General features: G+C 34.8%; 27 protein-coding genes and 1 pseudogene. 14 read left to right on the top strand and 14 right to left on the bottom strand.

Annotated features, from left to right (window positions below; genetic code table 11):
- A pseudogene (locus KI369_RS07045) lies at window positions 1-214 on the bottom strand (MarR family winged helix-turn-helix transcriptional regulator); the annotation flags it as partial.
- A 162-nt stretch (window positions 215-376) separates the two neighbouring features.
- Between KI369_RS07045 and KI369_RS07040 the strand changes: the two are divergent.
- Together KI369_RS07040 and KI369_RS07035 are read left to right on the top strand one after the other, a co-directional pair.
- Window positions 377-808: a regulatory YrvL family protein gene (locus KI369_RS07040; protein WP_212955518.1), complete on the top strand. Its 432-nt coding sequence runs from the start codon at window positions 377-379 to the stop codon at window positions 806-808.
- A gap of 33 nt (window positions 809-841) precedes the next feature.
- Complete coding sequence (locus tag KI369_RS07035) at window positions 842-1,429, top strand: thioredoxin family protein (RefSeq protein WP_125902873.1); 588 nt, start codon at window positions 842-844, stop codon at window positions 1,427-1,429.
- Between the two features lie 29 nt (window positions 1,430-1,458).
- On the opposite strand, the gene uppP is transcribed toward KI369_RS07035, so the two are convergent.
- Window positions 1,459-2,250 (bottom strand): undecaprenyl-diphosphate phosphatase, encoded by a 792-nt coding sequence (gene uppP, locus KI369_RS07030; protein ID WP_212955517.1) that lies wholly within the window; start codon window positions 2,248-2,250, stop codon window positions 1,459-1,461.
- Between the two features lie 182 nt (window positions 2,251-2,432).
- Here uppP and KI369_RS07025 point away from each other — a divergent pair, with 182 nt between their 5' ends.
- The 3 genes from KI369_RS07025 to KI369_RS07015 all read left to right on the top strand — a co-directional run bounded on the left by KI369_RS07025 (window position 2,433) and on the right by KI369_RS07015 (window position 4,209).
- On the top strand, window positions 2,433-3,791 hold the full coding sequence (locus tag KI369_RS07025) for an MATE family efflux transporter (RefSeq protein ID WP_212955516.1): 1,359 nt from the start codon (window positions 2,433-2,435) through the stop codon (window positions 3,789-3,791).
- Window positions 3,792-3,867: 76 nt separating this feature from the next.
- Window positions 3,868-4,041, top strand: a complete 174-nt coding sequence (locus tag KI369_RS07020) for a 2-isopropylmalate synthase (RefSeq protein ID WP_212955515.1) — start codon at window positions 3,868-3,870, stop codon at window positions 4,039-4,041.
- An 18-nt stretch (window positions 4,042-4,059) separates the two neighbouring features.
- Window positions 4,060-4,209 (top strand): hypothetical protein, encoded by a 150-nt coding sequence (locus KI369_RS07015; RefSeq protein ID WP_000743739.1) that lies wholly within the window; start codon window positions 4,060-4,062, stop codon window positions 4,207-4,209.
- A 63-nt stretch (window positions 4,210-4,272) separates the two neighbouring features.
- Here KI369_RS07015 and KI369_RS07010 read toward each other — a convergent pair whose 3' ends face one another.
- Window positions 4,273-4,791 (bottom strand): transcriptional regulator, encoded by a 519-nt coding sequence (locus KI369_RS07010; protein ID WP_000715245.1) that lies wholly within the window; start codon window positions 4,789-4,791, stop codon window positions 4,273-4,275.
- A gap of 83 nt (window positions 4,792-4,874) precedes the next feature.
- Between KI369_RS07010 and KI369_RS07005 the strand changes: the two genes are divergently transcribed.
- On the top strand, window positions 4,875-5,777 hold the full coding sequence (locus KI369_RS07005) for an aminoglycoside phosphotransferase family protein (protein WP_212955514.1): 903 nt from the start codon (window positions 4,875-4,877) through the stop codon (window positions 5,775-5,777).
- A 2-nt stretch (window positions 5,778-5,779) separates the two neighbouring features.
- Here KI369_RS07005 and KI369_RS07000 read toward each other — a convergent pair whose 3' ends face one another.
- The 5 genes from KI369_RS07000 to amaA form a co-directional block, all read right to left on the bottom strand.
- Complete coding sequence (locus KI369_RS07000; protein WP_000651087.1) at window positions 5,780-5,941, bottom strand: hypothetical protein; 162 nt, start codon at window positions 5,939-5,941, stop codon at window positions 5,780-5,782.
- 98 nt (window positions 5,942-6,039) lie between these two features.
- Window positions 6,040-6,813, bottom strand: a complete 774-nt coding sequence (locus KI369_RS06995; RefSeq protein ID WP_212955513.1) for a hypothetical protein — start codon at window positions 6,811-6,813, stop codon at window positions 6,040-6,042.
- Between the two features lie 24 nt (window positions 6,814-6,837).
- Window positions 6,838-7,284 (bottom strand): flavodoxin, encoded by a 447-nt coding sequence (locus KI369_RS06990; RefSeq protein ID WP_212955512.1) that lies wholly within the window; start codon window positions 7,282-7,284, stop codon window positions 6,838-6,840.
- Window positions 7,277-7,453: a hypothetical protein gene (locus KI369_RS06985; protein WP_000929009.1), complete on the bottom strand. Its 177-nt coding sequence runs from the start codon at window positions 7,451-7,453 to the stop codon at window positions 7,277-7,279. The genes KI369_RS06990 and KI369_RS06985 overlap by 8 nt, the downstream gene beginning before the upstream one ends.
- Before the next feature lie 226 nt (window positions 7,454-7,679).
- Window positions 7,680-8,849, bottom strand: a complete 1,170-nt coding sequence (amaA, locus tag KI369_RS06980) for a M20 metallopeptidase family protein (protein WP_212955511.1) — start codon at window positions 8,847-8,849, stop codon at window positions 7,680-7,682.
- A 336-nt stretch (window positions 8,850-9,185) separates the two neighbouring features.
- Here amaA and KI369_RS06975 point away from each other — a divergent pair, with 336 nt between their 5' ends.
- The 5 genes from KI369_RS06975 (at window position 9,186) to dltD (ending at window position 13,502) form a co-directional block, all read left to right on the top strand.
- A complete protein-coding gene (locus tag KI369_RS06975; protein WP_000440293.1) occupies window positions 9,186-9,332 on the top strand; it encodes a teichoic acid D-Ala incorporation-associated protein DltX in 147 nt (48 codons plus the stop codon).
- A 12-nt stretch (window positions 9,333-9,344) separates the two neighbouring features.
- Window positions 9,345-10,859: a D-alanine--poly(phosphoribitol) ligase subunit DltA gene (dltA, locus tag KI369_RS06970; RefSeq protein WP_212955510.1), complete on the top strand. Its 1,515-nt coding sequence runs from the start codon at window positions 9,345-9,347 to the stop codon at window positions 10,857-10,859.
- A complete protein-coding gene (gene dltB / locus KI369_RS06965) occupies window positions 10,856-12,022 on the top strand; it encodes a D-alanyl-lipoteichoic acid biosynthesis protein DltB (RefSeq protein ID WP_212955509.1) in 1,167 nt (388 codons plus the stop codon). Before dltA ends, dltB begins: the two co-directional genes overlap by 4 nt.
- Window positions 12,023-12,090: 68 nt before the next feature.
- A complete protein-coding gene (gene dltC, locus KI369_RS06960; protein ID WP_000807310.1) occupies window positions 12,091-12,330 on the top strand; it encodes a D-alanine--poly(phosphoribitol) ligase subunit DltC in 240 nt (79 codons plus the stop codon).
- Complete coding sequence (dltD, locus tag KI369_RS06955) at window positions 12,327-13,502, top strand: D-alanyl-lipoteichoic acid biosynthesis protein DltD (protein WP_212955508.1); 1,176 nt, start codon at window positions 12,327-12,329, stop codon at window positions 13,500-13,502. Before dltC ends, dltD begins: the two co-directional genes overlap by 4 nt.
- A 17-nt stretch (window positions 13,503-13,519) precedes the next feature.
- On the opposite strand, the gene KI369_RS06950 is transcribed toward dltD, so the two are convergent.
- Window positions 13,520-14,614 (bottom strand): NAD(P)H-dependent flavin oxidoreductase, encoded by a 1,095-nt coding sequence (locus KI369_RS06950; RefSeq protein WP_212955507.1) that lies wholly within the window; start codon window positions 14,612-14,614, stop codon window positions 13,520-13,522.
- Between the two features lie 116 nt (window positions 14,615-14,730).
- Between KI369_RS06950 and KI369_RS06945 the strand changes: the two genes are divergently transcribed.
- The gene (locus tag KI369_RS06945) at window positions 14,731-15,651 is read left to right on the top strand and encodes a S66 peptidase family protein (RefSeq protein WP_212955506.1); all 921 of its coding nucleotides are present in this window, start codon (window positions 14,731-14,733) and stop codon (window positions 15,649-15,651) included.
- Between the two features lie 27 nt (window positions 15,652-15,678).
- Here the strand turns inward: KI369_RS06945 and KI369_RS06940 are convergent, their stop codons facing one another.
- Both KI369_RS06940 and KI369_RS06935 read right to left on the bottom strand, forming a co-directional pair.
- Window positions 15,679-16,077 carry an SseB family protein gene (locus KI369_RS06940; protein ID WP_212955505.1) on the bottom strand — a complete coding sequence of 133 codons (399 nt, stop codon included), beginning with the start codon at window positions 16,075-16,077 and terminating at the stop codon, window positions 15,679-15,681.
- A 159-nt stretch (window positions 16,078-16,236) separates the two neighbouring features.
- The gene (locus tag KI369_RS06935) at window positions 16,237-16,752 is read right to left on the bottom strand and encodes a carboxymuconolactone decarboxylase family protein (RefSeq protein ID WP_212955504.1); all 516 of its coding nucleotides are present in this window, start codon (window positions 16,750-16,752) and stop codon (window positions 16,237-16,239) included.
- Between the two features lie 63 nt (window positions 16,753-16,815).
- Here KI369_RS06935 and KI369_RS06930 point away from each other — a divergent pair, with 63 nt between their 5' ends.
- Window positions 16,816-17,268 (top strand): Lrp/AsnC family transcriptional regulator, encoded by a 453-nt coding sequence (locus tag KI369_RS06930; RefSeq protein ID WP_001175492.1) that lies wholly within the window; start codon window positions 16,816-16,818, stop codon window positions 17,266-17,268.
- A 100-nt stretch (window positions 17,269-17,368) separates the two neighbouring features.
- On the top strand, window positions 17,369-17,551 hold the full coding sequence (locus KI369_RS06925) for a DUF3913 family protein (RefSeq protein ID WP_000707111.1): 183 nt from the start codon (window positions 17,369-17,371) through the stop codon (window positions 17,549-17,551).
- Between the two features lie 29 nt (window positions 17,552-17,580).
- Here the strand turns inward: KI369_RS06925 and KI369_RS06920 are convergent, their stop codons facing one another.
- The 3 genes from KI369_RS06920 to KI369_RS06910 all read right to left on the bottom strand — a co-directional run.
- Window positions 17,581-18,594: a CPBP family intramembrane glutamic endopeptidase gene (locus tag KI369_RS06920; protein WP_212955503.1), complete on the bottom strand. Its 1,014-nt coding sequence runs from the start codon at window positions 18,592-18,594 to the stop codon at window positions 17,581-17,583.
- 201 nt (window positions 18,595-18,795) lie between these two features.
- Entirely contained in the window at window positions 18,796-19,572 is a 777-nt protein-coding gene (locus KI369_RS06915; protein ID WP_212955502.1) for an ABC transporter permease, read from the bottom strand.
- Window positions 19,572-20,009, bottom strand: a 438-nt coding sequence (locus KI369_RS06910; protein WP_498033619.1) for an ATP-binding cassette domain-containing protein, incomplete at its 5' end; no start/stop codon positions are given. The genes KI369_RS06915 and KI369_RS06910, both read right to left, overlap by 1 nt.

Here is a 20,009-nt window from a genome sequence, read left to right as displayed (position 1 = left end):
TAACAGCTGTAATATGACTATTCGACACATTTAACTCATTCGCTACACGTGATACCATTTCTTTATTCGTACGATTCAATATTCTAAGGACGATGAACTCATTCCACGGTATGTAACCACCAAATATTTTTCCAATATCATTACGCAACGTGCGGAACATAGCAAACACATTTGTCGATAGTTCTTCCATTAATTGCTCTCGATTTTGAGACAACTTTGACAGCCCCTTTTATTTCATTTAGTTAAATAAAAACCTTATTAATAATTTTACATGAAATCTTACTTTTTGTCACCTTATTTTCCCACAATTCGTAGTTTTTTAATATATATTTCATGATACAATAAATTTGAATTTCCAGAAAAAGGAGTTGGAGTAGTGAACGAAGAAGACAAATTTTCTAATCTTAATCTAAAAGATAAGACTTTAATTATTGGTTTTGTTATTCTTTTTCTCATTATAGTTTTTGCATTTATATTTTTTGTATATGTAGGAATCTTTCATATAACTGGTATAGAGTATAGTTCGCGCACTGCTTTACTTCTATTTTTTTTATTAATCACTTTCTTAGACGTTATTACATTCTTTTTCTTCATTTTCTTCAAGGTCATTCTATATCCAATGACAAAAAACATGCCCAATTGGCTTTCTATTACTCTTTTTGCAATCATTGAAATTACGCTAGATTGGTTCGTCATTCATATTGCCGATGATTGGATAGAGAGCGTACAACTGTCCAATCTTGCTGAAGTATGTATCGTATTATTCTTTTTCTTATCAAGTAAATTATTAAGTGACAAGAAAGAGTAAGAATACAAGCTTTTCTATATAAAAATTGGTACAATGAAAACAAATCATACTAAAGAGGTGTTACTTATGAACTTACAACAATGGGCTGATAAAGGTATGTCCTTTGATACATATGTGAATGAAATGAAAGTAAATCAATACGAGCTACTGCACATTTACAATAACTTTTTAATTCCAAATGAATTACTTCCTGTATTAGAAGAACGTCAAAATGATGGCTGGCGTGTTATCGTATTAACAGCTGATTGGTGTGGTGATGCTCTTTTATGCGTACCTGTTATGAAACGAATTTCTGAAGTTGCAAATATTGATATGTCATTATTAATTCGCGATGAAAACTTAGAATTAATGGATCAATATTTAACAAACGGAACAGCACGTGCGATTCCAATCTTTATTTTCATTGATAAAGATGGAAATGAACAAGCCGTTTGGGGACCACGCGCTCCAAAAGTACAGGAGTTAGTAACTTCAATGCGTGCTACATTGCCTGAAAAAGAAGATCCAACATTCGAAGAGAAACAAAAAGAAATGTACGCTAATTTCCGTGCTACATTAGCTGATGATACTTCTCTATGGGAACATGTAATGGAAAGCATGATGGAAAAAGTAGTAAAATAAAAAAACTGCCGAACTCGGCAGTTTTTTTATTACATAATGAAGAAATAGAATACCGCAGCTAAAATGAAACGGTAGTAAGCGAAAGGTGTTAGTTTTACACGAGATAATAATTTTAAGAATGAAACAATTGCAAGCATCGCAACAACGAATGCAGTAATAAATCCTGTTGCAAATAACGGTATATCAGCCGTACTTAATATATCCCAGCTTTTAATTAAATCTAAGCCACTTGCAGCTACCATCATTGGTACTGCTAAAATAAATGTATATTCAGCTGCCGCTGTATGTGACACGCGAGCTAATAAACCACCACTTATTGTAGAACCAGAACGAGAAAAGCCTGGCCAAAGCGCTAAACATTGGAACATTCCGATTGTAAATGCTTGTTTATATGTGATTTCATCTAATGTTCTTGCTGTACTTGGTTTCGAAAACTTCTCAGCAACAATCATTAAAATACCACCAGCCACTAAGCTAATAACAACTGGGCCTGGCCCAAATAAAACTTCTTTAATCGCACTATGGAACAATACGCCAAGTACCCCTGCAGGAATCATCCCGATAATAATATGTAATAAATTTAACGATGGTCCGTCTGTTACTTTCCCTATACCTACTAAAGACCATAGACGCTTCCAAAATATAACAACAACTGCTAAAATCGATCCCAATTGAATAACAACTTCGAAAACTTTCGCTCTCTCGTCGTCAAATCCAAGTAAATGACCTGTTAAAATCATATGTCCTGTTGATGAAACTGGTAAAAACTCTGTTAAACCTTCAACAGCACCCATGATTATTCCAATTAACCAATCAGCCACGAGTAGTGCCTCCTTAATAACGAATATGTAATTTTTTCACACCTTATCATAATACCTTATCCTTTTTCAAAGTGCATCTTTTTTTTATCGATTCTATCTGTTGCATGCGCGTATTTCTTTTCTATTTTTTGATTAAATTGTATGATAGTAAGAGTTTGTTTTTTACGCTGAAAGGGGATTTTATGAAAGAGACTACTTCATTCTCACAAAAGTTAAAGCAATTTGTATTACTCTTTTTCCCGATTTTTGTAACGCAAATGTCATTATTTGCGATGAGTTTTTTCGATACGACAATGTCAGGGCATGCAAGCCCTATTGATTTAGCAGGTGTCGCGATTGGCACAAGTATATGGATTCCAGTTAGTACGGGATTAACAGGAATTTTGATGGCCACTACTCCAATTGTTGCACAACTCGTTGGATCAAAGAAAAAAGAAGACGTTCCCCACGTTGTCATACAGGCAGTATATTTAGCAATTTGTGCTAGCTTTGTTGTCATTCTTATCGGTTTTTTCGCTGTTTCACCTATTTTAAATGGCATGCGCTTAGAAGAACCTGTGGAACGTATTGCAGTACAGTTTTTAAGTATTATTGCAATTGGAATTATTCCTTTATTTACTTACACTGTTTTACGCGGATTTATTGATGCATTAGGAAAAACTCGAACAACGATGATTGTTACCTTATTATCATTACCAATTAATGTAGTATTAAATTATGTATTAATTTTTGGTCATTTCGGGTTTCCAAAACTCGGTGGTGTTGGTGCCGCAATCGCTTCAGCAGCAACATATTGGTGCATATTAATTATTACCGTCATTATTATTCGTACGAAAGAACCTTTTGCATCTTTTAATATCTTTAAACAGTTATACCGCCCTTCTCTCACGAGTTGGAAAGCCTTCTTAAAACTGGGGGTCCCTATCGGATTTGCTATCTTTTTTGAAACGAGTATTTTTGCTGCGGTAACACTTATGATGAGTAATTTTAGTACGACAACAATTGCAGCTCATCAGGCAGCTATGAACTTCGCTTCCTTGCTATATATGACTCCTTTAAGTTTAGCAATGGCAATGACCATCGCTGTTGGATTTGAAGTTGGAGCGAAACGATATAATAACGCAAAACAATATGGTTTTATCGGCATTGGCTTAGCTCTTGCATTCGCCCTTTTATATTCGATTCTTCTCTATTTCTTTGATGATGAAATTGCTTCTATTTATACGACAGATGTACAAGTTCATCATTTAGCAAAAGAATTTCTTATATTTGCGATTTTATTTCAAATTTCAGATGCAATTGCAACTCCTGTACAAGGGGCACTACGTGGTTATAAAGATGTAAATGTTGCCTTAATTATGACATTGATCGCCTATTGGGTAATCGGTCTACCTCTTGGCTACATATTAGCAACTTATACGGATTGGGCAGCGAAAGGTTATTGGATTGGTCTTATTATCGGCCTAGCATTTGGCGCTGGCTTCCTACTTATCCGTCTCTTTCAAGTGCAAAGAAAATATACAACACAAAACAGCCGCTAACGATAAAGCGGCTGTTTTCTTTATGCATATTTTTTCTTGTAACGTATAACATAATGAAAAAGAAAGGTGGATACATATGGACGAAAAAGAAAAAAAGCAATCATTCGAAGAAGAATTCGCCCCTGAAATTTCACCTGGATATCGGCAGGATGTACATAAGCCACCTAAATATAAAAACACTTCGTTTTTAATGGGCATTACCATTTTTGCTGCTGTATTGCTTGTGCTTATCATTTTCGTTTATTTTTGATGGAAGGTGATTTATTATATGAAGAAACAAGATTCCAATCGTTCAAAAAGAACTGTAAAAACAGAAAAAGGGTATGCAGGTGATTCTGTTCTTACTCAAAAACAAGTCGAGCAAGGAAATTTATATATTGCTCAAAAAGAACTTGGTCAACAAAATGAAAACCTTTAAAATCCCTCAAAGAACTGGGGGATTTTTTTATTCGCTATTTGTAGCACTGATTCATGTTTCACTTTATTGTACATACTGTTTTTGTTCTAACACCTTAAATGTATGATTAACCTTTACAATTTTCATTTCATAATTCAATTTCATTTCGCTTCTCTTACCATTTTCAATGCCCGTCACGTACGCTACAGTTTGATAGAGAAAACTTTCATCCGTCACTTCACGTATCTCCTCGTTTGTAAATTTATACTCTAAATCCTGAAAACGATTTGGATAATAATTTTTCATTAATTGTTCATACCCTCTATTTAAAAATAGTTCTTCACCTTTTCGTTTCACATCTTCTTTATTAGTAAACTCAAAAACTGATAGTTGCTCGGTCACAAAATGTTCTCCTACCTTTTTCATTTCATTATGAGTTAAAGTTTCTATACTTTTGTTCTTTAATTCCTTATTTAATCCGTACTGATCAATCGGTTTATAGCTAGCAAAAACTTCTTCTTTATATGACCAAAACAGTCCAAAAACGATACATAGAGAAATGATTACTATTCTTTTCTTCGTAATTCTCCCGCCCTTCTTCATAATGATAGTTATATTTTAACATATAGAAAGAAAATTCTGATATCATAAAGCAGAATAACTTAAATCAGAAACGAGGAACAATTATGGACTCTTACAAACAATATATAAAAGAAGCTTTGCCTAATCTTTCTATACACTCATATAAACAAAATGAAGAAGGATGGGATAATGTAGCGGTTATTGTAAATGATGAACTATTGTTTCGTTTCCCGCGAAAACAGGAATATGCAATGCGAATTCCGTTAGAAAAAGAACTGTGCACAATTCTTACTCAATCACTACAAGAAATCGAAGTTCCACAATATCACCTAATTTATAAAAATGAATCTGATGAAGTTCCTCTTTGTAGTTACTATACTCTCATTCATGGTGAACCATTAAAAACAGAAATAGTTGCGAACTTAGATGAAAAAGAACAAAAAATAATTATTACACAATTAGCTACTTTCCTTACGGCTCTACATAGCATTCCTCTAAAAAGTGTTACAGCGTTAGGGTTCCCTACCGAAAAAACACTTACCTACTGGAAAGAGCTACAAACTAAATTAAATGAGTATGTTACTAACAGTCTAACTTCGTTCCAGAAATCAACCTTAAACCGTTTATTCGAGAATTTTTTTGCCTGTATAGCTACATCGGTATTTCCAAATGCAATCATTCACGCTGATTTTACACATCATCACATTTTATTCAATAAGCAGAATAAAAATATTTCAGGGATTATCGATTTTGGTGATGCTCAAATTGGCGATCCCGCCTTTGACTTTGCTGGGCTATATTATGATTTCGGGCATGAATTTACTACATCTGTATATGAACAATACAGTACGCTTATTTCACACGATGATCCATTACTCATTCACCGCATCACGAGTTTTTATCAATACAGTCCTTTACTACATAATATGATTTATAACTTTGAAACAAAGAATGAACTTGAATTTCTAGCAATTATAGAACAACTGAAAGTAATACTGCAGGGATGAGATTACATTCTCTCCCTATATTCCCTCTCCTCATACATCATTAACTTTTTATCCATTTCAATAATGACTTTATACAGTTGAAATGCTTGTAAAATTTGCAGTTGAATTCCAAAAGGAGCATTCTGTTCTTTTAACCATTGAAATACTTTCGTTTCATCTTTCATTGATTATTCCTCCCTTTATTAAAGTCTGCTACAAATATACGGTAAATGATGAAAAGCTTTTCATGTCAATAACAAAAAAGGATGCAACATTGCATCCTTTAATGTACGATATTTTTCTTCTGCTCCGCTTCTTTCTTTACTTCTTCCCCTTGGCATTCGCTACGAAACGCACAACTTATACACTCAGAACGAAAATGACGCTCTGTATAATGCTCGGGTTGCTGCAACATTTCTTTCATTCTAGATAAATCAGCCATTCCAGTTATAATATCTTCCTGTTTCGGAATGTAATCATACTTAGTTCCTTCTATTAAATTAATAACTTCAATTTTTCCTGGAAGAATGCCGAAAGCTTTATAACTGAATACTGTCATTAACTTTTGACAAAGAGCAAGCATTTCCTCATCCGCATCGACAACATACTTTTTAATTACAAACGACTCAGTACTCCACTCACCAACTTCTAATGTCAATGACATGTGGACACCTAACTCTTCCATATATGTTTGAAATTTTTCATATAAAAATAACGGCGGTGTCTGACTATCATCTCTTTCAACAAACTGTAATAAGTGATCCGTTAACTTCGCTAACACAATATAATACTCCGTCTTCGAAGCAAACATATTAATCCTTACTTTTTTCCAATACTTTTCTATTAATATTAAAAGTACGATTTTCGTTTGTTGGCCCGCAGGTAGTGTGTAATATTCGTTAATAATTCGATTCACAATCATTTGTGCGATTTGTTGCCACTCAAATGAAGAAGGTTCTCTTCTTTTTATATGACGAAAATAAAATTTATGCGGACAACGCATAAAATCATACAAATGATAATCTGTCATCGTTTTGATTGCGATTTTCTCGTGCACTTGCTCTTCATCTCCCTTCTGCCATTAAGAAAGGTGTTTTACAAATTCAGCTCCAAACTGTAAACATTTTTCTACATCTTCATCTTCTGGCGTTAATTCTACTTTTAGTCCTTCTAACACAACTGCAGCTCCGCGCTCTTGTAGCTTTTCTATTAAAATGTCAACCGCCACGCCGTATTTTGGATAAGCTGAATCACATGATCCGAATACTGCCGCTTTTTTCCCAGTTAAATCAATAGAATCCATTGCGTCATAAAAATCTAAGAAATCATCAGGAAGGTCACCATCTCCCCATGTGTATGCACCTAAAATAATTCCATCATACTGTTCTAATATAGAAGCTTCTGGTGAATCCATAATATCGATAACTTCAATTGCATTTTCTGTTTCCCGAATTGCACCCGCAATATGATCAGCCATTTCCTCTGTATTTCCACTCATACTCGCAAAAATCATTACTAACTTACTCAACTGAACCTCTCCCTTTACTTTGTATCTCTTTTTCTGTTTGAATGCTCTTCTTCTCATCTACATATTCAGAACGAATTACATTTCGTTGCCATTCCATATGCTGATCAACATCTTTATTTTTATCTTTTAATCCCCTCCGCAGGAGGTGAAATTTTTTTCTCATTAACATGTCGCATCCATCCTATTGATAATAATTATCAATTTCAACTACCTTTAGATTAATTGACAGTGATTATCAATGTCAATAACTATTTTTTAAAAAATGATTAAAATGTACAAGCTTGTCCGTTAGCTATTCATATACTATAAATGAGCATAGTTCTTTCTCAGCCCTCTCTGACGGAAAGAAATAAAAGCAACTGCGATAGAGCGCAGTTGCCTTTTTTTATACTTTTCTATGATTTTAGTAGTCTTATCGCTGTCTCTAAAAATAATTCCACTCCATAAATTAGAGCTGATTCATCTACATCAAATTTCGGATGATGATGTGGATAGCAAGTATCTATCTTTTCATTCCCCGTTCCCAATTTAATGAAGCAACCTGGTGATTTTCTTAAATATGCTGAAAAATCTTCTCCTCCCATAGAAGGTTCAAGCTTCACAACACGCTCATTCCCAAACAAATGTAGTGCACTTTCTTCTACTACTTTCGTAATATATTCATCATTAATAACTGGATCATATCCATATCGATACGTATATATATACTCCCCTCCATGTGCTTTTGTAATTCCTTTCACGATGTTTTCAATTTTCTCTTCTGCTTCCACCCTTAATGCTTGATTAAATGAACGAACAGTTCCCATTAAAGTTGCTGTGCTAGGAATGATATTATCAGCCATCCCCCCATGAAACTGTGTAACTGAAACGACTCTTTGCATGAAAGCACTTGTATTTCTTGATACGATATGTTGTAGATTTGTAATAATCTGCGCTCCGATAGCAATAGGATCTATCGTTTCTTCTGGCCTCGCTGCATGCCCTCCTTTCCCTTGAATTTCAACTGTAAATACATCTGGTGCCGCCATCATCGGCCCATACGCAATTCCAATTTTCCCGCTCTCAAGTCCTGACATAACATGTAAACCTATTACATAATCAACACCATTCATCACGCCTGCCTCAACCATTTCTTGTCCGCCGCCAGGATACACCTCTTCTGCGTGCTGAAAGAATAGACGAATCTCGCCTGCAAAATCTTCCTTTATATTTGATAGTACTTCTGCTGTACTTAACAAAATAGCGGCGTGAGCATCATGTCCACAAGCATGCATCACTCCCTCATTCACAGACGTATAAGATTTCCTTGTCTCCTCTTGAATTGGCAAAGCATCTATATCAGCCCGAATCGCAACTACTTTCCCTTGTTCCGTTCCTCTTTTAATTGCTAGTACACTATACTTCGTCGGTCTCGTTACTTCAAAAGAAGAAAATGAGCATAACGTATCATATATAAATTGCGAGGTTTCTTTTTCATGAAATGATAATTCCGGATGTTTATGAAAATACCGTCTCCATTTAATAATGTTGTCTTCTGAAATAAGATCCTTCCACATCCTCTTCATCAGGAATGCCTCCTTTTATGAAACTTTAACAATTCATACATTAAATATGAAAAACTCAAAAATTCAAACAAATATTACATTCCTATCCATTCTCCCAGACTACTTTTATACATTCACACAATCCACTTCCTATTTACATATCAAACCCATTACAAATTGATGCTGAATGTAATATAATTGCTAAGTTAGGGATTTTCTTTTTTAGTATTTAGTGCTAATATCAGAAAAGAGCCTTTTGACTTATTTTTACCTAAAATGTGGAATTTTGTTTTTTTCACAATAATGTAGGACATGATACCTACAAAGAGCTATTATTTCATTAAGAGAGGGAAAGACATGGAAAGATTAAAAGAGATATGGTCTCGACCACTCACACAATGGGTTGCAAAGACGGTTTATTACCTTGCAATTTTATTTGCATTACTTTGGTTGTATGGATTCCATGATACAAACACAAGTACATTTATTTACAATGAATTCTAGGGTGGGAACGTTATGAAGTTATTAGAACAAATTGAAAAGTGGGCTATTGAAACGCCTGATCAAACTGCTTTTGTTTGGCGAGATGCGAAAATTACGTACAAACAATTAAAGGAAGATTCTGATGCGTTAGCACATTGGATTTCTTCTGCGTATCCAGATGATCGTTCACCAATTATGGTGTATGGCCATATGCAACCTGAAATGATTATTAACTTTTTAGGTTGTGTAAAAGCTGGACATGCTTATATTCCTGTAGATTTATCTATCCCAGCTGATCGTGTACAACGTATCGCTGAAAATTCTGGTGCGAAACTACTTTTATCAGCAGCAGAAGTAACTGTAACTGATTTACCAGTTCGCATTGTAAGTGAAGACAACTTAAAAGATATTTTCTTTACTCATAAAGGGAACACTCCAAATCCTGAACATGCGGTAAAAGGTGATGAGAACTTCTACATTATTTACACATCAGGAAGCACAGGTAATCCGAAAGGGGTTCAGATTACTTATAACTGCCTTGTAAGCTTTACAAAATGGGCTGTAGAAGATTTCAACTTACAAACAGGGCAAGTATTCTTAAACCAAGCACCTTTCTCATTCGATTTATCTGTCATGGATATTTACCCATCATTAGTAACAGGTAGTACACTTTGGGCAATCGATAAAGATATGATTGCACGTCCAAAAGACTTGTTTGCTTCTTTAGAGCAATCGGATATACAAGTATGGACTTCAACACCATCTTTCGCAGAAATGTGTTTAATGGAAGCATCTTTCTCAGAGAGTATGCTACCAAACATGAAAACATTCTTATTCTGCGGTGAAGTGTTACCAAACGAAGTAGCTAGAAAATTAATTGAGCGTTTCCCAAAAGCAACAATTATGAATACGTACGGTCCAACAGAAGCTACTGTCGCTGTAACAGGTATTCACGTTACAGAAGAAGTGCTTGATCAATACAAATCACTTCCAGTTGGCTACTGTAAATCAGACTGTCGCCTTCTTATTATGAAAGAAGATGGCACGATTGCACCTGATGGTGAAAAAGGTGAAATCGTAATTGTTGGCCCAAGCGTAAGCGTTGGATATTTAGGAAGCCCTGAATTAACAGAAAAAGCATTTACTATGATTGACGGTGAGCGCGCCTATAAAACAGGCGATGCTGGCTATGTTGAAAATGGTCTTCTATTCTATAATGGTCGTCTTGATTTCCAAATTAAGCTGCATGGTTATCGAATGGAATTAGAAGAAATTGAGCATCACCTTCGTGCGTGTTCTTACGTAGAAGGAGCAGTTATCGTTCCAATTAAAAAAGGTGAGAAATACGATTATTTATTAGCGGTTGTTGTTCCTGGAGAACATTCATTTGAAAAAGAATTCAAATTAACATCTGCAATCAAAAAAGAACTCAATGAGCGATTACCAAACTACATGATTCCACGTAAATTCATGTATCAATCTTCTATTCCAATGACACCAAATGGAAAGGTAGATCGCAAAAAATTATTGAGTGAGGTTACAGCATGACCGCATATGGATCATTTTATTTTTTCGCTATAGTGGGCATTTTATTAATACCTACTATCATAGCTGGATTTAAAGGTAAAATGTTGCGCAAATATAATGCCTTTTTAACATTAATAATGCTTGTTATTATCTTCTCTGATAAACCGAAGCAAGCGATCATGTTAGCCGCATTTATTATTTGGCAATATGCCCTAATTAAAGGCTATTTACTTTTAAGAAAACAAAATAATAGCACATTCACATTCTGTATAGCTGTTATTTTATCGATTTTGCCGCTTATTTTAGCAAAAATCGCACCGTTTGCACCTGACCTAAAGTTTATTGTATTTTTAGGAATGTCTTATGTAACATTTAGAGCAGTACAAATGGTATTTGAAGTTCGTGATGGCTTAATTAAAGAACTTTCCTTCTTTAATTTCTGGGAATTCGTTTTATTCTTCCCTGCTATCTCAACAGGACCTATCGATCGGTACCGTAGATTCCAAAAAGATATTCAAAAGCCACCTAGTGCAGAAGAATATCAAAATTTACTATATACAGGGCTAAACCGTATTTTCCAAGGTTTCTTGTATAAATTTATTATTGCATACTTAATCAAGCAATATTTTATGGATCCGGCATTTGCTCAGCAAGATACAATCCTTTCAAATATGATTTACATGTATAGCTATAGCTTATATTTATTCTTTGACTTTGCTGGTTATAGCTCATTTGTAATTGGTGTAAGTTATATGATGGGAATTAAAACTCCAGAAAACTTTAATATGCCGTTCATTAGTCGTAACATTAAAGACTTCTGGAACCGTTGGCACATGAGTTTATCATTCTGGTTCCGTGACTTTATTTACATGCGTTTCGTCTTTTTTGCAACGAAGAAGAAGTTAATTAAAAACCGTTATACAATTTCGTATATCGGTGCATTTTTGAACTTTTTCATCATGGGAATTTGGCACATTACTGGTGAGCATGTGTATCAATACATTATTTATGGTCTTTATCATGCAGCACTGTTCATTTTATTCGATATTTTCGAACGAAAAAACAAAAAGCATAAGTTTTGGCCAAACAATAAATTTACACACGTCCTTGCGATCGTAATTACGTTCCACGTTGTATGTTTCGGTTTCCTAATTTTCTCTGGACACCTTAACAGATACTTTTAATGCACCCTTCTTATACCATTAAGAAGTTGCACATATAATATATTTCGGATATAAAGGAGATTTTAAAAATGGCAGAATTCAAAGAGCAAGTATTAGATATTTTAGAAGAAGTATGTGAAAACGATATTGTGAAAGAAAACTTAGATGTTCAATTATTTGAAGAAGGTATTCTTGATTCTTTCGCTGTAGTATCCTTATTAGTTGAATTCCAAGAGCGTTTAGATATTGAAGTTTCTATTTCTGATTTTGATCGTGACGAGTGGGCTACTCCAAACATGGTTATTAAGAAGTTGGAAGAAATCCGATGAACAAAGCAAAATTTGGTCCGATGCTTTTAGCATTGGCCCTTTTTGCTGTATTCTTACTTATCCCAACTCGCTTCCTACTTCCACTTTTAAGTGATGAAAAAGTAGAACAAGCTGCGACTTCTTTAAAAGAAGAAAAGATTCAAAGTATGATTTTACAGCAAAAGATGTTAGCAAACCCGAAATACCTTCCGATGTACGGTTCATCGGAATTCGCACGTATGGATGCTTTCCATCCATCAAATTATTTCAAAGTAAAGCCTGAAGGATTCACACCATTCCTACTTGGACGCGGGGGAACACAAGACCTTGTACATGTGTTAAACTTTGCATCTACAATGGATCAATTGAAAGATAAGAAAATGGTATTCGTTCTTTCTCCGCAATGGTTTGTACCACAAGGTATTGATGAAACGCACTTTGCACCTAACTTTTCAAAACAACAAGGTTATCACTTCATTTTCAACGATGATGTAAAACCTGAAATGAAAAAGCAAATTGCAAAACGTTTATTAAACTTTGAAATCGTTAAGAAAGAAACTTTATTAAAAATTTCGCTTGAAGGTATCGCCTACGATGATACGAAGTATAAAGTAAAAGCACTTGCTGCTAAACCTTTCGCTTATATTTACCGTAACATTTTAGATCGTAAAGATTTATTTACAGCTATGTTTGATATTAAACCGCATAAAGAAAAACTGGACCCTTCATTAAAACAAATGGACTGGGAAGAGGCTCGTAAACATGCAGATCAAACTGGTGCAGTAGAATCTGTATCGAACGAATATGGTATCGAAGATGGTTACTTTAACAGCAAAATCAAAAAGAAATTAAAGCAACGTGAAGGCTACTTAAAAAATGATGCTTATGATCAATCGCCAGAATATGAAGATTTACAAATTGTACTTGATTTATTAAAACAATCTGGTGCAAAGCCACTCTTCATTTCAGTTCCTGTAAAAGGTCCTTGGTACGATTATGCTGGCTTCCCGAAAGAGCGCCGCGAATTGTACTACAAGAAAGTTCATGAGCAAATTGAGAAAGCTGGTTATCCAATTGCCGACTTCTCAAATCATGAGTATGATAAATACTTCTTAAAAGATCATATGCACTTAGGTTGGAAAGGCTGGGTTTATATCGATGAAGCCATCCAACAATTTTATAAAGCAAACTAATGAAAAGACCGCTTGAATTATTCAAGTGGTCTTTTTCTATATACATTTTGTAATTGTTCGATTACGTTATCTGCTTCTATCATCACTCTCTCCACTACATGCTGAGCTGATTCTATTCGTGCTAATGATGATGCTTGTCCTGCCCAAAGCGACATATACTCTCCATTATTTTGTTTTGCTGCTTCTTGACGTATTTTAGAGGTTAATACATTTTGCACTGGATACATCGGAAGCCCTTCTTCTCTTCCTTCATGTTTCTCTATAAATTCATTACGAATACCCCGTGCATATTTCCCGGAAAACGCACGAGTTACAGTTGTGCTCGTATCTGTACTACGTAAAACCGCTTCTTTATACACATCATGCGTAATACTTTCTTCACTCGTTAAAAAGGCCGATCCCATTTGAACGGCTTCTGCTCCCAGTGTAAATGCCGAAACAAGCCCTTGCCCGTTCATTACGCCACCTGCTGCAACAATCGGGATATGCGGGACTGCTGCTACTAACTGCGGAATTAATGCGAACGTCCCAATCATAGCGTCCTGTTCTTTTCCGATAAATGTTCCTCTATGCCCTCCTGCCTCGCTACCTTGACCGACAATAATATCTACCTCTAACTCAGCCAGTGCTTTCGCCTCTGCTACATGAGTAGCTGTTCCGATGGCTTTTATCCCTCTTCTTTTTAAGTCATCTATTTCTTCTTTTTCTAACGTTTGAAATGCAAAGCTAACGACCGGTACTTTTTCTTCTAATAATACTTGCAATTGTTCTTTATAGCTTTTTGGAAGCTTTAATACCTCTTCTTCCTCTATACCGAATGCTCTATTCACTCCGCTTAGTACTACCTTCGCCGAGTTTACCTTCTCTTCTTCGATCTGTATCTCTTTCGTTAAAAGTAAATTTACACCAAAAGGCTTATCTGTTAGTTCCCTTATGTTATAAATTGCTTCACGGATCTGTTCTGGGCTCATATAACCTGCTCCAAGCGTTCCTAATCCTCCGCTATTACTTACAGCTGCAACAAGTTCTGGCGTCGTAATCGCACCTGCCATACCTGCTTGAATGATGGGATACTTAATTTGTAATATATCTATGACTCGACTTGTAAACATCATTTTCCCTCCTATCCCCCTTATATCTTCTTTATTTGACAAGCTTTTCCCTTCTTTTACAAGGGTTGAACTTCCTCTCAAGCGAATATATTGAAAGAGAAGGAGGCTGAAGAACAATGATGTATCCAAATGCATTAAAAAAAGGTGATACAGTAATGATTATTGCACCGTCCGGCCCACCAACAATTGAAAATGTATTAAAAGGTGTAAACGTATTACAAGAAATGGGTTTATCTGTCGTAATTGGGAAGAGCGTTTATGAGAAGTATGGATATTTAGCTGGAAGTGATCAAGTCCGGCTCGATGATATACATGAAGCATTTTCAAATCATGAGGTAAAGGCCGTTTTCTGTGCACGAGGTGGTTACGGTAGCGCTCGTCTCCTCCCTCACATTCAATATGAAATCATTAGGAAAAATCCAAAAATCTTTTGGGGATATAGCGATATTACAGCTTTACATACGGCCTTTTCACGTTATGCAAAGCTTGTTACTTTTCATGGTCCAATGGTTGAAGAATTAGGTAAAGGTGTAGATTCTCTTTCTTTATCTTCTTTCAATCAACTATTCCATCCGTATTCAACCATTTTATCTGCGTCAGAATGTATCGTACCTAGCTCTTCCCGTACAATTACAGGTCAATTAGTTGGAGGGAATTTAGCAGTGCTAACGAGCATAATTGGCTCACACTACGAGGTACATACAGCCAATAAACTTTTATTGCTTGAAGACATTGGGGAAGAACCGTATCGCGTTGATCGTATGTTAAATCAGCTACTTTTATCTGGAAAGTTCAATGAATGCAGTGGTGTTATTTTTACAAGCTGTCACGACTGTACTCCTTCTAAGCCATCTCAATCATTGCAAACCATACTATATGAATATTTTGCACCATATCATATACCTGTCCTATTCGGTTTACCGATTGGACATATAAGCCCAAACATCGGAATCCCTCTTGGCACTACAGCGACAATAAATACAAATAATAAAACACTCTCTATTTCTTCTGGCGTAGCCACTCCGTGTTCAAATTAAAAAGGAAAAGCGATTCAGCTTTTCCTTTTATTTATAATAATTAAAAATTCGCCCAGATGCGATATCTGCAATTTCTTCTGGAATAAATGTTTTACTAATATCAGTGCCAACATTTAATACTGCTGTAGCATCTTTCTCAATGCTACCAAATAACTCTTTCCCACGTATCGTAATAAGGGGCGTTCCCTCTGGCAACACATCTTTTACAAATTCCATTTGTGTAAAGAACGGAACGATCCATCTATCCTCTCCTTGGAAATGACGCAAACGAAGTATCCCTTCTGTTGCCCCGTCCTCTGCTTCTAGTGAACCAGCAACATAAAACTCAGTAGATAAGAGCAATTCATAAAATTCCTTTTGCTTTTGTTTGTCATCCCCTGCTACAACAAGTACTTCTTCTATTTTCTTTACCGGAATTTGCTCCATATGATGCCACCCCTATTTTCAAAATGATTGTACTTAGATTATACGAAATATTCTTATTTTTTTCTACATAATTCGCAATTATTTTCTTAAAATAATTTTAATACTTCTTTTGTCGTCACAATCGTAGCAAACTCTTCATGTGAAAACGCCTTTTGTACATCAATTATAATAAGTGCTATTTGATTCATCATCATTTTCTCCTTCGTTCGGCTGTAATTGAAACAGAAAACCAAGTTGTTGTGACGCAGTAATAAAACAAATATAAGCGCAAAGCTCTACAATTTCTTTTTCCGTCCAGTATTGTTTTAACACACGAAACATAGTATCATCTATCGCTTGTTTATCATGAACAAACGTATATGCAAAAGTAACGGCTACACTTATTTCCTCTACCTTTTGTATATCATCAGGCCTTCCCTTTGCCATACAATACGGACACTCATTCCCGTATGCTAATGTTCTTCTTACTTGCTCCTTCAACTCTGCCGAAAGAGTTCCTTTACTATACAGCGTATTCTCTACCATACTCCATGCATGTAATAGATCTGGATTATGCCCTAATAACTTTTGAAACTTTGTATCTCCTATATTTGATAATGAAATTCTCTCCATCATTTCTCCTCCTATTTCCTTCTGTTTTATTGTAAAATAAATAAAGTTCACTTTACATTTCATATGAATCTTAATTTATATTTTTCCTTTACAAAAATCATTATTTTACTGGAGGTATATTTACAAATGCAACTAGACCGTGTTGATCGAAAAATTTTAAATGAATTATATAATGATAGCCGCCTGTCCATGCGTGAATTGGCGAAACGAGTAAACTTATCTGCTCCATCTACTGCAGAACGTGTTCGTAAACTCGAAAGTGAAGGCGTGATTCAAAAGTACACAATCGATATCGATTATAAAAAAGCAGGACTTGTTTTAGATTGTATTTTAGAAATCACTTTAAAAAATGGTGATACAACACGTATGCAACAATTTATCCAATCTTATCCATCCGCAAGTTTTTGTTACCGCGTAACAGGAAGCTTATGCTACATTGTAAAAATCTCTGTTCCTTCACTCGTTGAACTTGAAGATTTTATCAATGATGTTTCTTCATATGCAACGACAGTTTCTCATATCGTATTATCAGAAGTGTCTCTTACTCCTGATATTGAACATATCTTCCCAGAAGATTAATTCATTTTTATTCATAAAATATATAAAAACCCCTTACAATAAGAATAAAAATAATATATTATGTATTAAAATACATAAAGTTCGAGAAAGGGGCTTTACATTGAAAATCTGGTTTTATGAAAAAACGGCACAATTAGATGGTTTGCTTGGCATTTGGGATAATGTTCCGACTATCCCTCGAATTGGTGAAAAAGTGGAGATTTTAAAAACAGTCCGCACTGTTACAGATATTAAATATGTAAAGAACGGTAATAATTTTCGTGTAGAAATTATTACAAATTAAAAAGTAGCTCCTAAGGAGCTACTTTTTAATTATCTATCAAGTGCTTTCTTTATAACAATTTTATCTTCTTCTACAGATACTGTTACATAATCATTTTCTTCTAACCGGAGCTTATTTACAGCCTCATCTGGTAGCTCTACAGCCATCAATCTATCTGTTACGATCACTTGACTATACACTTCATTTTCTTGTGATGCATTCCCTACTTTTTCCTCATTTATGAAGCGCATCAGTGGCACACCCACTTCTTTTACTGTACGCCATTGTTTCCAAACGTAAGGAATTAACCAAAGTAATCCAACAACTGTAAGACCGATACCAATCCATAAATTACTTTGCGCTTGTAATTCAGGAATTGAGATTGCGCTACTCTCTTCTCCACCGATAAATTGCATACTTGTTGCAATCAAATTATTTAAAGCATGCACAGCGATATTCGTCCATATATTTTTCGTCTTTATGTATAAGAGACACATCACAACACCAAACATGAACGCACCAATAACATCAAAATGTCCTAGACCAAAAATAAGTGAAGATATGATTACAGCTTTTTTAATTCCCCATTTATAAGCCATTCGCTGTAAAAAGAATCCCCTAAAAATAACCTCTTCCATAATAGGTGCTAATACACATGCTGAAATGAAAGTAAATATCGTCATATATATGTTACTCGTATTAATGACAGTTCCATCTTCTAACATGGTAACTAAGAAATTCGGTAACGTATGTGCTAATATGTAAAATTGAATATGAGATATACCAACTGAAAAAATCATTCCCATTATCGTTGCTAATACAATTAATCCCCACGGTAAACGTCCTGGCTTATCAAAAAAACTATTAAATACAACATTATTTTTATTTGTTTTTACATACAACCAAAATAACGGAAATACAAAAAACACAGTTATTTGTGAAATAACCTCCATCGTATTCTCAGAAACATTTGCTAGACCTAATGGGATCATCGTAAGGAACAATCCTATAATCATCCACCCAAAAAAGCTACGTAGCCTAATACGTGAAAATGCATAGTGCATATAGAACACCTCCAAAGATAGTAAAAGTAAATGGTCGGATAACTAAATTGTAATATGAATATAGTTGAACTCTTCCTATTTTTCCTAATTACTTTCAAACAACATATCTCTTAAAATACCATATCACTGCTCTTCAAGTTGCAATCCCGGAGCAAGTTATGTAATAAAAATCCCCGTTTTTACAAGCGGGGATTTCTTCTATTATAATACGTCACGTTTTTGGAATAATGCACTTGATGCTACAAGCAATACAACAAAGTATGCAGCTACAAGTAATAATGAAGTTGTAAATGTAAATTCTGTGAATGTAGGTTCTACTCCACCACTAATTAATTTATTGCCATCGTAAGCTCTTAAATCTAAATGGAAGAATACTACAAACTTCGCTACACCTTTTGCAAACATCATTAATACCATATTAATTGCTCCTTGTAAGAAAAACAGGAACATCGTAATAATTAATGGTAATACAGATTTTCTAAATACGTTTGCTAAGAAAAATGCAAGCGTCGCAAAGAATAGCGGTGAAAGTACTTGATATAAAGTAGATTTCATTACGATTCCTACCGTTAATTCTGTTTTACTACCGTCCATTACAATTCCACCAATAATCATTGCAATGAACGTGCTAGCAAATATGATAAATACTATAGTAAGTAATACTGTAATATATTTAGAGAATAAAACTGTCATTCGTTTTCTTGGACGGATTAATAACTGCTTAATTGTACCTTTTTGGAACTCATCAGTAATCATACGAGAAGCAATCGTAATTCCAAATATCGTTGCAAACAACGTAATTAAACCAATCTCTGAACTTGCAAAATCTAAATATGATCCTTTAAATTCAGTCCCGTCTCCCCATTTCAGCATCGCTAAAACTCCTAAAATCTCCAGCACTGCAATAACACCAATTAAAATATACATACCTTTTTTCGCATGCAACTTTAAAAATTCATTTTGAATTAATTTAAACATTACGCTTTCACTCCCCCTGTAATCGCTAAGAACTCATCCTCTAACGTTTTATTTTGAACAGTAACTCCGTATACAAGCACATCGTCATCCACAAGTTTTTTTACAATTTGTGGAATTTCTTCTTTCGTTACAGATACTACAATGACATTTCCTTGCGCCTTACCTGTAATGATTTCATTCGCTTTCTGTACTTGATTTACTTCAAACGCTACAACTACTGTCTCATCATGTTTTGCTTGTTCGTGTAAGTTATACTCTTGTACAAACTCACCTTGCTTAATAATAACGACGCGATCACACATTAATTCAATTTCACTTAATAAGTGACTTGATACGATTACAGCAATATTTTCTTCTTTCGCTAAACGTTGTAAATAATCACGAATTTGGCGAATACCAGCTGGATCTAATCCATTTGTCGGCTCATCTAAAATTAA

The sequence above is a fragment of the Bacillus sanguinis genome (assembly GCF_018332475.1).
Classification (GTDB): domain Bacteria; phylum Bacillota; class Bacilli; order Bacillales; family Bacillaceae_G; genus Bacillus_A; species Bacillus_A sanguinis.
Note: the sequence above shows the minus strand (reverse complement) of the source record. Positions and strands in the feature narration are given on the sequence as shown.

Bases quoted from the DNA above. Each gene is read 5' to 3' on its own strand.
- KI369_RS07005 (WP_212955514.1), top strand. From the start codon at position 4,875: ATGGACTCTTACAAACAATATATAAAAGAAGCTTTGCCTAATCTTTCT.
- amaA (WP_212955511.1), bottom strand. From the start codon at position 8,849: ATGAAGAGGATGTGGAAGGATCTTATTTCAGAAGACAACATTATTAAA.
- dltA (WP_212955510.1), top strand. From the start codon at position 9,345: ATGAAGTTATTAGAACAAATTGAAAAGTGGGCTATTGAAACGCCTGAT.
- KI369_RS06920 (WP_212955503.1), bottom strand. From the start codon at position 18,594: ATGCACTATGCATTTTCACGTATTAGGCTACGTAGCTTTTTTGGGTGG.
- KI369_RS07035 (WP_125902873.1), top strand. From the start codon at position 842: ATGAAAACAAATCATACTAAAGAGGTGTTACTTATGAACTTACAACAA.
- KI369_RS06935 (WP_212955504.1), bottom strand. From the start codon at position 16,752: ATGAAATGTAAAGTGAACTTTATTTATTTTACAATAAAACAGAAGGAA.
- dltD (WP_212955508.1), top strand. From the start codon at position 12,327: ATGAACAAAGCAAAATTTGGTCCGATGCTTTTAGCATTGGCCCTTTTT.
- KI369_RS06950 (WP_212955507.1), bottom strand. From the start codon at position 14,614: ATGTTTACAAGTCGAGTCATAGATATATTACAAATTAAGTATCCCATC.
- KI369_RS06985 (WP_000929009.1), bottom strand. From the start codon at position 7,453: ATGTTAATGAGAAAAAAATTTCACCTCCTGCGGAGGGGATTAAAAGAT.
- KI369_RS06940 (WP_212955505.1), bottom strand. From the start codon at position 16,077: ATGGAGCAAATTCCGGTAAAGAAAATAGAAGAAGTACTTGTTGTAGCA.
- dltC (WP_000807310.1), top strand. From the start codon at position 12,091: ATGGCAGAATTCAAAGAGCAAGTATTAGATATTTTAGAAGAAGTATGT.
- KI369_RS06945 (WP_212955506.1), top strand. From the start codon at position 14,731: ATGATGTATCCAAATGCATTAAAAAAAGGTGATACAGTAATGATTATT.
- KI369_RS06930 (WP_001175492.1), top strand. From the start codon at position 16,816: ATGCAACTAGACCGTGTTGATCGAAAAATTTTAAATGAATTATATAAT.
- KI369_RS07010 (WP_000715245.1), bottom strand. From the start codon at position 4,791: ATGAAGAAGGGCGGGAGAATTACGAAGAAAAGAATAGTAATCATTTCT.
- dltB (WP_212955509.1), top strand. From the start codon at position 10,856: ATGACCGCATATGGATCATTTTATTTTTTCGCTATAGTGGGCATTTTA.
- KI369_RS07020 (WP_212955515.1), top strand. From the start codon at position 3,868: ATGGACGAAAAAGAAAAAAAGCAATCATTCGAAGAAGAATTCGCCCCT.
- KI369_RS06915 (WP_212955502.1), bottom strand. From the start codon at position 19,572: ATGTTTAAATTAATTCAAAATGAATTTTTAAAGTTGCATGCGAAAAAA.
- KI369_RS06975 (WP_000440293.1), top strand. From the start codon at position 9,186: ATGGAAAGATTAAAAGAGATATGGTCTCGACCACTCACACAATGGGTT.
- KI369_RS07000 (WP_000651087.1), bottom strand. From the start codon at position 5,941: ATGAAAGATGAAACGAAAGTATTTCAATGGTTAAAAGAACAGAATGCT.
- KI369_RS07015 (WP_000743739.1), top strand. From the start codon at position 4,060: ATGAAGAAACAAGATTCCAATCGTTCAAAAAGAACTGTAAAAACAGAA.
- KI369_RS07025 (WP_212955516.1), top strand. From the start codon at position 2,433: ATGAAAGAGACTACTTCATTCTCACAAAAGTTAAAGCAATTTGTATTA.